This is a genomic window from Coleofasciculus chthonoplastes PCC 7420, from assembly GCF_000155555.1.
GTDB classification, from domain to species: Bacteria; Cyanobacteriota; Cyanobacteriia; order Cyanobacteriales; family Coleofasciculaceae; genus Coleofasciculus; species Coleofasciculus chthonoplastes_A.
In genome coordinates, this window is the sequence record NZ_DS989850.1 from 227,579 (window position 1) to 241,261 (window position 13,683).

13 protein-coding genes and 2 pseudogenes are annotated in these 13,683 nt (G+C 46.9%); 10 read left to right on the forward strand and 5 right to left on the reverse strand.

Annotated elements, in window-relative coordinates; all coding sequences use genetic code 11:
* Window positions 1-50: 50 nt before the first annotated feature.
* The 4 genes from serS to rpsN all read left to right on the forward strand — a co-directional run bounded on the left by serS (window position 51) and on the right by rpsN (window position 4,052).
* Window positions 51-1,334, forward strand: a complete 1,284-nt coding sequence (serS, locus tag MC7420_RS15675) for a serine--tRNA ligase (protein ID WP_006101575.1) — start codon at window positions 51-53, stop codon at window positions 1,332-1,334.
* A gap of 356 nt (window positions 1,335-1,690) precedes the next feature.
* Window positions 1,691-2,791, forward strand: a complete 1,101-nt coding sequence (gene rseP / locus MC7420_RS15680; RefSeq protein ID WP_006101404.1) for an RIP metalloprotease RseP — start codon at window positions 1,691-1,693, stop codon at window positions 2,789-2,791.
* 127 nt (window positions 2,792-2,918) lie between these two features.
* Window positions 2,919-3,578 carry an endonuclease III gene (nth, locus tag MC7420_RS15685; RefSeq protein ID WP_006101512.1) on the forward strand — a complete coding sequence of 220 codons (660 nt, stop codon included), beginning with the start codon at window positions 2,919-2,921 and terminating at the stop codon, window positions 3,576-3,578.
* A 171-nt stretch (window positions 3,579-3,749) separates the two neighbouring features.
* A complete protein-coding gene (gene rpsN / locus MC7420_RS15690) occupies window positions 3,750-4,052 on the forward strand; it encodes a 30S ribosomal protein S14 (protein ID WP_006101458.1) in 303 nt (100 codons plus the stop codon).
* Window positions 4,053-4,115: 63 nt separating this feature from the next.
* On the opposite strand, the gene MC7420_RS15695 is transcribed toward rpsN, so the two are convergent.
* A complete protein-coding gene (locus tag MC7420_RS15695) occupies window positions 4,116-4,445 on the reverse strand; it encodes a hypothetical protein (protein ID WP_006101347.1) in 330 nt (109 codons plus the stop codon).
* A gap of 215 nt (window positions 4,446-4,660) precedes the next feature.
* On the opposite strand from MC7420_RS15695, the gene aat reads away from it, so the two are divergent.
* On the forward strand, window positions 4,661-5,248 hold the full coding sequence (aat, locus tag MC7420_RS15700; protein ID WP_006101361.1) for a leucyl/phenylalanyl-tRNA--protein transferase: 588 nt from the start codon (window positions 4,661-4,663) through the stop codon (window positions 5,246-5,248).
* A 112-nt stretch (window positions 5,249-5,360) separates the two neighbouring features.
* Here the strand turns inward: aat and clpB are convergent, their stop codons facing one another.
* Both clpB and MC7420_RS15710 read right to left on the reverse strand, forming a co-directional pair.
* Window positions 5,361-7,988 carry an ATP-dependent chaperone ClpB gene (gene clpB, locus MC7420_RS15705; RefSeq protein WP_006101434.1) on the reverse strand — a complete coding sequence of 876 codons (2,628 nt, stop codon included), beginning with the start codon at window positions 7,986-7,988 and terminating at the stop codon, window positions 5,361-5,363.
* 112 nt (window positions 7,989-8,100) lie between these two features.
* Window positions 8,101-8,784, reverse strand: a complete 684-nt coding sequence (locus MC7420_RS15710; protein WP_006101402.1) for a Uma2 family endonuclease — start codon at window positions 8,782-8,784, stop codon at window positions 8,101-8,103.
* Window positions 8,785-8,892: 108 nt separating this feature from the next.
* Between MC7420_RS15710 and MC7420_RS15715 the strand changes: the two genes are divergently transcribed.
* A complete protein-coding gene (locus MC7420_RS15715; protein WP_006101346.1) occupies window positions 8,893-9,156 on the forward strand; it encodes a XisI protein in 264 nt (87 codons plus the stop codon).
* A gap of 191 nt (window positions 9,157-9,347) precedes the next feature.
* Here the strand turns inward: MC7420_RS15715 and MC7420_RS15720 are convergent, their stop codons facing one another.
* Window positions 9,348-9,935, reverse strand: coding sequence for a hypothetical protein (locus MC7420_RS15720; RefSeq protein WP_044207484.1), 588 nt, complete (start codon window positions 9,933-9,935; stop codon window positions 9,348-9,350).
* Between the two features lie 319 nt (window positions 9,936-10,254).
* Between MC7420_RS15720 and MC7420_RS15725 the strand changes: the two are divergent.
* A pseudogene (locus MC7420_RS15725) lies at window positions 10,255-10,631 on the forward strand (Uma2 family endonuclease); the annotation flags it as partial.
* 389 nt (window positions 10,632-11,020) lie between these two features.
* Here the strand turns inward: MC7420_RS15725 and MC7420_RS15730 are convergent.
* The gene (locus MC7420_RS15730; protein ID WP_006101545.1) at window positions 11,021-11,287 is read right to left on the reverse strand and encodes a hypothetical protein; all 267 of its coding nucleotides are present in this window, start codon (window positions 11,285-11,287) and stop codon (window positions 11,021-11,023) included.
* 254 nt (window positions 11,288-11,541) lie between these two features.
* Here MC7420_RS15730 and MC7420_RS15735 point away from each other — a divergent pair, with 254 nt between their 5' ends.
* The 3 genes and pseudogenes from MC7420_RS15735 to MC7420_RS44330 form a co-directional block, all read left to right on the forward strand.
* A complete protein-coding gene (locus tag MC7420_RS15735; RefSeq protein ID WP_006101368.1) occupies window positions 11,542-12,225 on the forward strand; it encodes a Uma2 family endonuclease in 684 nt (227 codons plus the stop codon).
* A 488-nt stretch (window positions 12,226-12,713) separates the two neighbouring features.
* Entirely contained in the window at window positions 12,714-13,445 is a 732-nt protein-coding gene (locus tag MC7420_RS15740) for a Uma2 family endonuclease (RefSeq protein ID WP_006101377.1), read from the forward strand.
* Window positions 13,445-13,612, forward strand: a pseudogene (locus MC7420_RS44330) (Uma2 family endonuclease); the annotation flags it as partial. The gene MC7420_RS15740 and the pseudogene MC7420_RS44330, both read left to right, overlap by 1 nt.
* Between the last annotated feature and the right edge of the window lie 71 nt (window positions 13,613-13,683).

Consider the following 13,683-nt stretch of genomic DNA (forward strand, 5'->3'; position numbering starts at 1 on the left):
TCATTCGTTCTTCGTCATTTGTCCTTTTTGCCCAGTATCCATAAAAATCTGTGCTTGACCTAAAGCAAATCCGAGAAAATCCACAAAGCGTCCAAAAACGCCTAGAAAAACGCGGGGCGGGTCAGTATGACCTCCAGCCCATTTTGGACTTGAATCAGCGCCAACGGGAACTAGAGACATCCCGTAGTCGCCTGCAAGCCCGTAGTAATGAGATTGGTAAACTCATCGGTCAAAAAATTAAAGCCGGGAGTCCCCCTGACGCGCCAGAAACCCAACAACTGCGAGAGGAAGGTAATCAGGTTAAAACCCAAATTAGTGAACTAGAACCTCAAGAAAAAGAACTTAAAGCAGAAATTGAGGCGCTATTACTCTCCCTACCCAATCTACCCAGTCCCTCAACTCCCGTTGGTCAGAGTGAAGCGGAAAATGTCGAGGTGCGCCGTTGGGGTGACGAGTATATTCCCCAGAATGACAAGATTTTACCCCATTGGGAAATTGGCGAAACCCTCGGTATTCTCAATTTTGAGCGGGCTGTGAAAGTGGCACAAAGCCGTTTTGTCAGTCTAATCGGTGTCGGTGCTGCCTTAGAGCGGGCGTTGATTAGTTTTATGCTAGATCGACAAATTGCCGCAGGCTATGTGGAAGTGATCCCACCGATACTGATTAACAGCCGCTCATTAACGGCGACGGGTCAACTGCCCAAATTTGCCGAAGAAAGCTTCAAGTGTGATAGCGATGATCTATGGCTTTCGCCCACAGCGGAAGTCCCCTTAACTAATCTTTACCGTGACGAAATTCTAGACGCCTCCCAACTCCCTATTTATCACTGCGCCTATACACCCTGCTTTCGCCGAGAAGCTGGTAGCTACGGGCGAGATACTAAAGGACTGATTCGACTGCACCAGTTTAATAAAGTTGAACTGGTTAAAATTGTTCATCCGAGTACCTCGGAAGCTGAACATGAAAAACTGGTAGAAAATGCTGCTGCCATTTTAGAGGCGTTAAAACTTCCTTACCGTGTTATTGAACTCTGTACGGGGGATCTAGGATTCTCTGCCACAAAATGCTATGACTTAGAAGTGTGGCTTCCTTCTTCTGGAAAATACCGTGAAATTTCGAGTTGTTCCAATTGCGGTGATTTCCAAGCGCGACGCGGTAGTCTACGCTTTAAGGAAGCGGGCAAAAAAGGAACTCAGTTTGTCCATACCTTGAATGGCTCTGGATTAGCCGTTGGGCGCACCCTATCGGCAATTTTAGAGAATTATCAGCAACCTAACGGTACAGTAAAAATACCAGAGGTTCTACATTCCTATATGGGACGTGAGGTGTTGTAACATTCATTCTAAGTTGAATGGCACTCTCTGGCTTGGCATTAGGGAATCACCGAAACCTTTGATATATCGTAGGGTGGGCATTGCCCACCAGTCTAGCAGAAGCGTGCCATTCATCCTCAGTTGCCCTGTGGTGGGCAAGAAAACAAAGCCTAATATAAGGTTTTCAAGGTTTATAGCTCTTGCCCACCCTACGTAAAATTATCAGTGCGATCGCCTGTGACAGTTGCGGAACTCCTGACTCCCATCGATTTCGATTACGCTTACTGGCAAATGCTCGAAACCCACTGTGTCTGACCAAGTATTCACAGCTACAACGTACAATAGAAAGGACGCAAGCAATCGTTATATTACTTCTTATGTCAATTTTGGCGGCGATCGCAGTCTTGGCGGTTTTGATTGTGGTGCATGAGCTGGGTCACTTTATGGCAGCTCGTTTGCAGGGCATTTATGCAAATCGCTTTTCCCTGGGTTTTGGTCCAGTGCTGTGGAAATACCAAGGACCTGATACGGAATATGCGATCCGCGCTTTCCCCTTGGGCGGATTTGTGGGTTTCCCCGATGATGACCCCGATAGCGATATCCCTCCAGATGACCCAAATTTACTTCGCAATCGACCTGTTTTAGACCGAGCGATTGTAATTAGTGCTGGGGTAATTGCCAACCTGATTTTTGCTTACTTTCTACTGGTGGTGCAGGTGGGAACAGTGGGAATTACTGACTTCAATTACCAGCCGGGAGTACAGGTTCCAGAAATTGCCGCAGAAAGTAGCTTAGTCGCGAAAGAAGCCGGGATTAAACCCGGTGATGTTATCTTAGCGGTTGAGGATCAACCCTTGGGCGCCAGTCGGAATGCGATCCTTACCCTAATGACCGAAATTCAAAACTCTCCCAACCAACCCCTAGAACTGTCGATTAAGCGGGGTGAACAAACCTTGTCCCTGGACGTGACGCCAGAACCCGGAGACGATGGCAAAGGTAGAATTGGCGTACAACTGGCACCCAATGGTGAAATAGTCCGCAATTACGCTGATGGACTTGTCGAGATGTTTACGATTGCGGCTGACGAATATCAGCGCCTGAGTACGGAAATTGCCAAGGGTTTTGGTCAACTGATTAGCAATTTTGGTGAAACGGCTGAACAAGTATCCGGTCCGGTAGCGATTGTGGCAATTGGCGCGAATATTGCCCGTTCTGATGCGGGAAATCTGTTTCAGTTTGCGGCGTTGATTAGCATCAATTTGGCGATTATTAATATCTTGCCCTTACCCGCACTGGATGGGGGTCAACTGGCATTTTTAGCGATCGAGGGAATTCGCGGAAAACCTATCCCTACAGAAGTTCAGCAAAATATCATGCAAACGGGATTGGTTTTACTTTTAGGGTTAGGACTTTTCTTGATTGTGCGGGATACGGCAAATTTGGTTCCCTCAAGTTGGGTACAAAATTTGTTCCAATGAAATAGTTTTGAGTTTTGAGTGTGTAGGGGCGGGTTTAACTACTATCGTTTTTTACCTCACCCAGATGTAACTAAACCCGCCCTGACTAAGTTTTAAGTTTAGAGAGATAGCTACGTCTAAATTTTGCATGAGCATCACCCGTAAATGGTCTGCTAAACAGCAACGGGCATTGGAGATTTTGATTCGCCTGAAGCGACTTTATCCAGATGCTCACTGTACGCTCAACTATGACACTCCTGTACAGTTACTGGTGGCGACGATTCTCTCGGCACAATGTACGGATGAACGAGTGAATCAGGTGACACCGGAGTTGTTTCGCCAATTTCCTAATGCTAGAGCGATCGCGCAGGCGGATATTGAGGTGCTAGAAGCCTTGGTGCGTCCAACTGGATTCTATCGCAATAAGGCGAAAAATATTCAAGGGGCTTGTCGGATGATCGTCGCCGAGTTTGGCGGTCAGATTCCGAGACGTATTGAACTGCTGATCAAGTTACCCGGTGTAGCTCGCAAAACTGCCAATGTTGTGCTAGCCAATGCCTTTGATATCCACGAGGGAGTGACGGTGGATACTCATGTCAAGCGCTTGACTCAGCGTCTGGGTTTGACGGAACATAGTGACCCCATTCGTATCGAACGTGATTTAATGCGACTGTTGCCTATGGAAGACTGGGAAAACTGGTCAATTCGCTTAATTTATCATGGTCGGGCAATTTGTCAGGCGAAGAAGCCGAAGTGCGACGCTTGCTTACTGGCTGATTTATGTCCCAGTGCTAGGATTGAGGGATGATGGGGAGCAATGTAGAGACGTAGCATGCTACGTCTGGGAGCAGGGGGAGTGATTTCCTAATCAATAAATGACGAATGACAAAGGACGAATGACAAAGGACGAATGACAAAGGACGAATGACAAAGATAAGATAGGAAACAGTGTCTTTATTTAGGGAAACGCCAAAGACTCATGGCTAAAAAAGGAATGATTGAGCGCGAGAAAAAGCGCAAGAAGCTGGTTGAGAAGTATGCGGCTAAGCGAGCAGCACTGAAAGAACAGTTTGATAATGCGTCCTCTCCGGCTGAAAAACTAGAGATTCACCGGAAGATCCAACAGTTACCCCGCAGTAGTGCGCCGAATCGGGTACGGAATCGCTGTTGGGTAACCGGGCGTCCCCGAGGCTACTATCGGGATTTTGGTCTATCTCGCCATGTGCTGCGGGAATGGGCGCATAAAGGATTACTACCAGGAGTAGTCAAGTCGAGTTGGTAGATTTGGGTCATTGGTCAATCGTTCTTAAGGAAAGACAAAGGACAAACGACCAATGACTGATGACTAATTCCCACAGCAACGGTCAATACCCAGACTGTCGAGGAGCAAATCGCTAACCGCGTTGGCGATCGCGAATTCACTATAGAAGCTTTCTCGGAAGTCGAAAGCCTGCATTTCGGTGACAATGGCAATGACCAAAGAACCGACATCGTTTTCGCCTTCTAAGCGTTGGCGGACAAAGATTTGGGAGGCGCGATCGGCAATGTCCTGATTGGCTGGTTCTGGTAGAAATTCATGATCCAGCCAATACACCAAAGCGTCTCGCAACCATTTTCCTTCCTGCTGGGCATTTTCAGCAGGGGGAAGGGTAACTGGGGGAATGGGTTCAGCCATAAAATGTCAAACGTTAGCTGTCTACAATACATACTGTTTAAAATTTGTCAACCTCAAAAGTTGAGGTCGTGTGAGCAGCATAATTGAGAAATTAATCTTTGATTTAATCAGGGAGATGTCACTTTTAAGCATAGCGAAATTATGTCTGATCAGGAAAATTTTAAAATAGTGTTTAGCGATTCGAGAATAGGGACTCTCAACCGAGTTCTAGTGCTATGGAGTTAAATATTCCGACAATAATTCAAGGATATGCTCAAGGCTATTTTTTGATGGCGGATGAAACCGGATCACTAGGGTGGTACTCTAGTCGCCAGCGAGCAATCATTCCCTTAGATGAGCGGTTTCGCTATCCTAAATCTCTACAACGGGTTCTCAATCAGAAGCGGTTTAGCACGGCAATTAACCGAGACTTTAAAGGAGTTGTGGCAGGTTGTGCCAATCGGGAAAGCACCTGGATTTCTCCAGAACTCCAGGAAATTTATTGGTTACTTTATCAGGAAGGTTGGGCGTATAGCTTTGAAACGTGGCAAGGAAATGAACTAGCGGGTGGGATTTTAGGGATTGTGATTGGCGGCGCGTTTATTGGCGAATCCATGTTTTATCGGATTCCCGAAGGCTCGAAGGTGGCGTTAGTCACATTAGTCGAGCGGTTGCGATCGCGCGGCTTTTTGTTGTTTGATGTACAAATGATGAATCCTCACTTGGCTCGCTTTGGCGCTGGTACGATAGAGGAGCAAAAGTATCAGGTGCTACTACGACAGGCGTTGCGACGGCGATGTTATTTTGATCGGATTCCGGTATAAAGAGGCAACAGCCAGGGATTGAGGGTTTTTACAAGTCTTATAGCAACCGCCATGGCTGTTAGGACACCTAATTTATGTAGAGACGCGCCATGGCGCGTCTCTACAATGGTGCTTAACCGGATTGAGTGGTTAACAACTCTGCGGGTAAGCGCTTGAATGTCAGCCGTTCGTTCTCCACATCCACAAATATGGTATCGCCATCACTAAACTCACCCCGCAGCATAGCTTTAGCCAATTGGGTTTCTAATTCCCGCTGAATCGCCCGCTTCAAGGGACGAGCGCCAAAGACTGGATCATACCCAACTTCAGCTAAGTAATCGATCGCGGCTTCCGATAGCTTCAGCGCCATTTGCCGTTCGGCTAACCGTTTCTCCAGTAGCTGGGTTTGTAGGGACACGATATGGCGTAACTGATGTTTTTGCAGGGCGTGGAAGATAATTACTTCATCAATCCGGTTTAAGAACTCTGGACGGAAGCTCGTCCGCATCGCCTCCATGACTCGTCCCCGCATTTCGTCATAGTGGGTATCATCGCCAGCTAAGTCGAGAATGTACTGTGATCCAATATTACTGGTCATGATAATCACAGTATTCTTGAAGTCTACCGTATGCCCTTGAGCATCAGTAACCCGACCATCATCGAGGATTTGCAGCATGATATTGAACACATCATTATGCGCCTTCTCGATTTCGTCGAAGAGAATCACCGCATAGGGGCGTCGCCGAATCGATTCGGTTAACTGTCCCCCTTCTTCATAACCAATATAGCCGGGAGGTGCACCAATGAGGCGAGAAACGGCGTGTTTTTCCATGTATTCCGACATATCAATTCGCACCAAGGCGTCTTCGGTGTCGAAGAGATAGGCGGCGAGGGCTTTTGCCAATTCAGTTTTCCCCACACCCGTGGGACCGAGGAAAATGAAGCTAGCGGTGGGACGATTGGGGTCAGCTAATCCTGCACGCGATCGCTGAATCGCATCGGCGACAGCGGTAACGGCTTCTTCTTGTCCGACGACTCGTTGATGCAGTTCGTCTTCGAGTTGTAGGAGTTTCTCTTTCTCGGATTCTACCAACTTGCTGATCGGAATTCCCGTCCACTTGGAGATAATTTCAGCAATATCGGACTCAGTGACTTCTTCCCGCAACAGAGACTTACCACTGGTTTGGGTGTCATTTAGCTGTTGTTCAGAGGCTTGTAAGGATCGCTGTAACTCAGCGAGTTTCCCGTATTTGAGTTCAGCCGCCCGATTCAGATTATATTCCCGTTCGGCTTGGCTGATTTCTATATTGACGCGATCAATTTCTTCTTTAATCCCTTGAATCCGATCCAGAACGTCTTTTTCCGATTGCCATTGAGCGTTTAAAGTGCGTTGTGCTTCTTTTAGATTAGCGAGTTCTTGTTCCAGACGCTCTAACCGTTCCATGGAGGCGGGATCACTGTCTTTTTGCAGGGACAGCTTCTCCATTTCCAGTTGCAGGATTTTGCGATCGATTTCATCGAGTTCTTCTGGTTTGGAGGTAATCTCCATTTTCAGTCGGGCGGCGGATTCATCGACTAAATCAATAGCTTTATCGGGGAGGAAGCGATCGCTAATATACCGGGTGGAGAGGGTGGCGGCGGCGACTAAGGCGCTATCGGAGATTTTAACGCCGTGGTGAACTTCGTAGCGTTCTTTTAACCCTCTGAGGATGGAGATGGTATCCACGACACTGGGTTGATCGACGAAGACTTGTTGAAAACGCCGTTCTAATGCCGCATCTTTTTCCAAATATTTGCGATACTCATCTAAGGTTGTCGCACCAATACAGCGTAACTCGCCTCTAGCTAGCATGGGTTTAAGTAAATTCCCCGCATCCATCGATCCTTGTGTCGCCCCTGCACCGACAACGGTATGGATTTCATCAATAAACATGATGATTTGTCCTTTGGAGTCGGTAACTTCTTTAAGAACCGCTTTCAATCGTTCCTCAAATTCCCCTCGGAACTTCGCCCCGGCGATTAACGCCCCCATATCCAGGGCGATTAATTTCCGATCCTTCAGGGATTGGGGGACATCGCCAGCGACAATCCGCTGTGCCAATCCTTCTGCGATCGCGGTTTTACCCACTCCAGGTTCCCCAATCAGAACTGGGTTATTTTTGGTGCGACGGGAGAGAATTTGTACCGTGCGGCGAATCTCATCATCTCGCCCAATCACCGGGTCAAGTTTGCCTTCTCTAGCGGCTTCGGTTAAATCCCGTCCATATTTGTCTAGGGCTTCGTATTTGCCTTCTGGGTTTTGATCAGTCACAGTTTGGTTCCCCCGAATTTGGGTAATCGTAGTTCTCAGCGTTTGTTCGTCTAGTTTAAATTCCTGAAATAGGCTTTTGCCAAAGCGATCATCTTTCACATAAGCTAACATCAGATGCTCGACGGAGATGTAGTCATCGTTAAATTCTTTGCGGTAGCCATCAGCCCGATCTAATAAGGTATCCAGGCTACGCCCCATATAAATAGAGGAACTACTCCCAGAAACCTTGGGTTGACGCTGGATAAAGGCATCTGTGGCTTCCCGGATTCGCTGCACGGGGATTTGGGCTTTATTGAGAATGCTGATCGCCAGCCCCTCTTGTTCCAGCAGCGCTTTCATCAAATGTTCGCTTTCAATTTGTTGTTGCTGGGCGGCTTTAACCACATCTGGGGTATGGGCGAGGGCTTCCCAGGCTTTTTCGGTAAACAGATTGGGATTATTGGGTTGCATCGTTAGGGGTTAATGTAGAGAATTTGTTTAACTGACTTTATTGTAAAAAGTGGGTGGGGGTGGCTGGATCGGTGTTCACGGCTTTTTTACGGGGTATTTCACGACAGAATCGCTATGCTTGCGGATTTAAACGCTGGACATACTCCTGATGTTCTGCTGTCTGTATTCCCTGCTGCAACACTGCCAAAACTTCAGCTAAATTCCCCTCACGTAACGCATTCACCGCTAACCATAATCCCGGAAAAACATTAGAGCGAACAATCCCTGCTTCATCAGGTTCTAAGGAAACATATCTTCCTTCTTCTAAGCGAAACCAATCAATACGATTTTCATAACTTTGCCAGACAATATACTCTTGTACACCATTGCGACGATAGGCATTCAGTTTATCATTTAAATCATAAGAGGCACTGGAAGCCGCTACTTCTACAATTAACTCCGGTGCGCCTTCAATATAATCATCCGCAGTAATCCGAGAATTTCCTCCGACTTCCGGTTCAATTCGTAGTAAGGCATCAGGTTGAGGTTCATTATCGGCATCCAGACGGACTGTAGTATTATCAGTAAGATAAACCCCCGGTGTTTGTATTCTGTAAACCAATAACAAACCGATAATTTCACTATGGGGTCTACCGTGACGGTTAGCGCGAACAGGTGACGCCACGTAAACTACTCCTTCAATTAATTCGGCTTTTTTGTTGTCTGGCATTAGCTGATAGCGACGCTCAAATTCGATGCGAGTGAGGCGATCGCCATTTTCTAGGGGAGGAATAGAAACGGTGGGACTAATTGACATCTGGCACGCTCTAACTGTAATTGCTAACGGTTACGTTTATTTTAGCGTCGATTAGCGTCGAGTGAGAAATTTACAGCGCTTTTGGTAGTTAGTCAGGTACACCGACAGATGCCCGACTTCGTAGGAGTTGTCGGGCATCTTGCTGAGAGCGATCGCTACCAAGTCTTGCATATCGGTTGGGAAGGGTTGAGTCGCGTCTTTGGTTGTATTATCTATGTAGAAATTAAGGATGGAAAGATTTGGATTGAGCGCGATGGAACAGAAATCGGAGTGGCTAATGAATTAGTCGAAGCTGGCGTTCCCAAGCCAGATATTGTTTTAGCTTTTCATGCTCCCTATAAACGTAAGTTTACTGAATTTGCGGTTGGTTAGAGTATATAGCCGTAATGTAGGGGCGGGTTTAGGGATAAACGTTGGATGCGACACCGCTAGCCTTACGGCAAAACCCGCCCTACCCCTACTGAAAAGCGGGGGAAGCCATGTAGAGACGTTCCGGTGGAACGTCTGGAAGCAGGGGGAGCCCTATAGAGGTGTTCCGAAAATTATGTTTTTTTCTTCAAATGTCACGTTGCTGCCTCCAACACTGCCAAGATTTTGCCCAAATTGTCCAAGTTATACTCAACTGGAGAAATACTGACAGTTTTGCCATTGATCTGCAAGAATTTCCAACGATCGCCTGTTGTCACTGCACCATATACTACGTCACTTGAGTTGAATATCTGGACAGCAATCATTGTGGCAAGGCATTGCCCTAAACCGGAAACAATACTCTCATTCTTGGCTTCGACAATCGTTAAAACTGGAGCCTTGATGTAATAGAATTCATCGGATGCAGTGATAATAAAATCGCAGCGTCCCTTTAAACCCAGTTCTTCGTTGACATTGAATGTTTTACCCGAAAATACGACCACATTCTTTCTCCGACGCAACTCGTTAAGGATGGGAGTGATAATCAGTTCTGACCTCGCTTTTTCAGTATTGGTGGCTAAGGCGAGCAGTACATTATCCTCCAAGTCTTGAAGTAATCGAGGGCTGGGTTCCACGGGTTCTATGTTAGCCGTCCAATTTGTTCGCTCATCTAACACTAACTCGAACATTTCCTGTACGATTGGCAGGGTGAACTGCTCGTAAGATGCGGGCTTATCTGTCATTAAACATACTCCTTAACTCATCACTATACCGTCTAACAGATCAGAATAATTAAGGGCAGAAGGTAGAAGGCAAACGTTTATTATATAGGAATGCCGCTAAACCTCCATTTGAATGAATTAGTTGAAACTGGCATTCCCAATCCAGATATCGTAATGTAGGGGCGGGTTTAGGGATAAACCTTGGATGCGACACCGCTAGCGTTACTGCAAAACCCGCCCTCCCCCTACCTAAAATTGGGGAATAAATTTGATGATTAAATCAGGCGCACATTGGAAAAGGGCGCACGGAGCGTGCGCCCCTGCGGTATGTGCTGAGTGACAAGCCGAATTAATAGAAGGAGTGGTTTACGTGGCTTCACCCGTTCGCGCTAACCGTCACGGTAAACCCCATGCCAAAATCATCACCTGGTTAGGAACCTATGGGGTGGCGACACCAGGAGTCGATGTGCAGGATAATACCACAGTCCGTCTGGATGCAGATAATGAACCTCAACCCGATGCCTTACTGCGAATTGAACCGGAAGTCGGGGGCAATTCTCGGATTACTGAGGATGATTATATTGAAGGCGCACCGGAGTTAATTGTAGAAGGCGTGAGGGGAATTTAGCTGAGGTTTTGGCAGTATTGCAGCCGGGAATACAAACAGCAGAACATCAGGCATTTGTCCAGCGTTTAAATCCCCAGGCGCAATCTTAATGTAGGGGCACCATCCTTGCGCCCAGAATCGTTTAAAGCTACGCTATTAAGCTGAGGGCGACCCGATCCAATTAAGTGGAATAGTGTTGTCCATTGATGCAAGCGGGTCGCCCCTACAGTTCGTTCCTTTATCCTATTTGAATCCCGCGCCATAGTCATCGTGTAGGGGCGGGTTTAGGGATAAATGTTGGATGCAACACCGCTAACATTGCTGCAAAACCCGCCCTACCCCTACCTAAAATTGGGGAATAGATTTGATGATTTAATCAGGCACACATTGAGAAAGGGCGCACGCTCCGTGCGCCCCTACGGTTTCTGGATGGAATTCTTATCTATCTGATTGGGTATGGTATGCTCCGCATTATTTACCGTTCACTCATCATCGGGAATCAAAAAAGACAAAAGTCTCCCTTTTCAGAGAGACAGATAACAATGATGTACTCAATAGCAAACAGATTGAAGTTTTGTACACTAAATGCACCACCCGTACCCCACATCGCCATCCCATCCAAGTCAAAAACATTTCCTAAATCAAAAGTAATTGATCCGGGACCAGAAGAACCTGAAATCCAAGTGTTAGAGATAAAACTGTGTGTAGGATTTCCAGACACATAGGTGTCAAAATCTGTCACACCACTGGTATAGGGAGTGGACAAGCCAGATTGGTCGTTGGAAAAAACTATGCGATCAGTTAAATTGGGAATGGGTAGCGAGCAAGATGCTCAATACAGCGAGCAAGATGCAAAGCCTGCGGCATGGCTTCGCTAAACGCACTACGGCAAGGATTTCGCCATTATTGAGATTAAGGTTTAAATGCCGAACAGCTTATGTGCTGATTGACATCAAGTTCAGACAATGCCAAACGCTAAAATAAACGCAACCGTTAGCAATTACAGTTAGAGCCTGTCAGATGTCAATCAGTCCTACTGTTTCCCCCCCTCCCCTAGAAAGTGGCGATCGCCTCACTCGCATCGAATATGAGCGTCGCTACCAGCAAATGCCAGAAAAGACAAAAGCCGAATTAATAGAAGGAGTGGTTTACGTGGCTTCACCCGTTCGTGCTAATCGTCACGGTAGACCCCACGCCAAAATCATCACCTGGTTGGGAATGTATGGGGTGGCGACACCGGGAGTTGATGTGCAGGATAATACCACAGTCCGTCTGGACACCGATAACGAACCGCAACCGGATGCTTTACTGCGAATTGAACCGGAAGTTGGAGGAAATTCTCGAATTACTGAGGATGATTATATTGAAGGCGCACCAGAGTTAATTGTTGAAGTAGCGGCTTCGAGTGCGTCTTATGATTTAAACGATAAACTGAATGCCTATCGTCGCAATGGCGTCCAAGAATATATTGTCTGGCAAAGTTATGAAAATCGTATTGATTGGTTTCGCTTAGAAGCAGGACGATATATTTCCCTAGAACCCGATGAAGCGGGAATTATTCGTTCTCGTGTTTTTCCGGGATTATGGTTAGCGGTAAATGCGTTGCGTGAGGGGAATTTAGCTGAAGTTTTAGCCGTTTTGCAGCAGGGAATACAAACAGCAGAACATCAGGCATTTGTCCAGGGTTTAAATTCGCAGGCGTAGCGATTATGTAGGGGCACCATCCTTGCGCCCAGAATTGTTTTGCGCCCAGAATTGTTTTGCGCCCAGAATTGTTGAAAGCTACGCCATTAAACCGAGGGCGACCCGATCCAATTAAGTGGAATAGTGTTGTCCATTGATGCAAGCGGGTCGCCCCTACAGTTCGTTCCTTTATCCTATTTGAATCCCGCGCCATAGCCATCGTGTAGGAACGGGTTTAGGGTTAAACCTTGAATCAACACTGCTAAGCTATGTTCAAAACCCGCCCTTAATCCTTGGCATCTCACCCCTCACCCTTATGCCAAACATTATTTATAACCTTCATCACTCAACGCTCAAATAAACGTAACCGTTAGCGATTACAGTTAGAGCGTGTCAGATGTCAGTCCGTCCCACGGTTTCTCCTCCTCCCCTAGAAAATGCCGATCGCTCTTCCTGGGTGGGGGAGATCGCTTGATACAATCATGGGGTCGGTTGAGTCATTCATAACGATGTCTTCACAGCCCTTACCATTAACCTCTGTGTTCGCACCCGCTCAACATTTGCCACCGTTAGAAAATGGCGATCGCTTAACCTCCCGTGAATTCGAGCGTCGTTACAACGCTATGCCAGAACTAAAAAAAGCTGAACTGATAGAAGGGATAGTGTACATGGCATCGCCCCTACGCTTTCAACCTCATGCTCAACTCCACGGACGTTTAATCACCTGGCTGGGAGTTTATCAAGCTGCTACACCCCAAGTACAAATGGGAATTGAACCCACTCTCCGTTTGGATAGGGACAACCAACCGCAACCCGATGGCGTATTGCTGATTAATCCAGAAAGTGGGGGCAACTCTACTCTAAGTGAAGATGGATACTTGGCAGGAGCGCCAGAATTATTAGTAGAAATAGCGGCTAGTAGTGCGGCGATTGATCTGGGAGATAAGAAGCGTGCTTATCGGCGCAATAGTGTACAGGAATACATTGTTTGGCAAGTCTTTGAACAAAAAATTGATTGGTTTAGTTTCAACGATGGTGATTATATTTCCTTGTTACCAGATCCTGAGGGACTGATTTGCTCTCAAGTATTTCCCGGATTGTGGCTGGATGCGCCAGGGATGCTCCAAGGGGATCTGCAACGGGTTTTGCTTTCCTTGCAATCAGGAATCAATTCTCCAGAGCATCAAGCCTTTGTCCAACAGTTAATCGCACGGCAACGACAACATGGGAATGTTCCTTAGAACCCGATGAAGCGGGGATTATTCGCTCTCGTATTTTTCCGGGATTATGGTTAGCGGTGAATGCCTTGCGTGAGGGGAATTTAGCTGAGGTTTTGGCAGTATTGCAGCCGGGAATACAAACAGCAGAACATCAGGCATTTGTCCAGCGTTTAAATCCCCAGGCGTAATCTTAATGTAGGGGCACCATCCTTGCGCCCAGAATCGTTTAAAGCTACGCTATTAAGCTGAGGGCGACCCG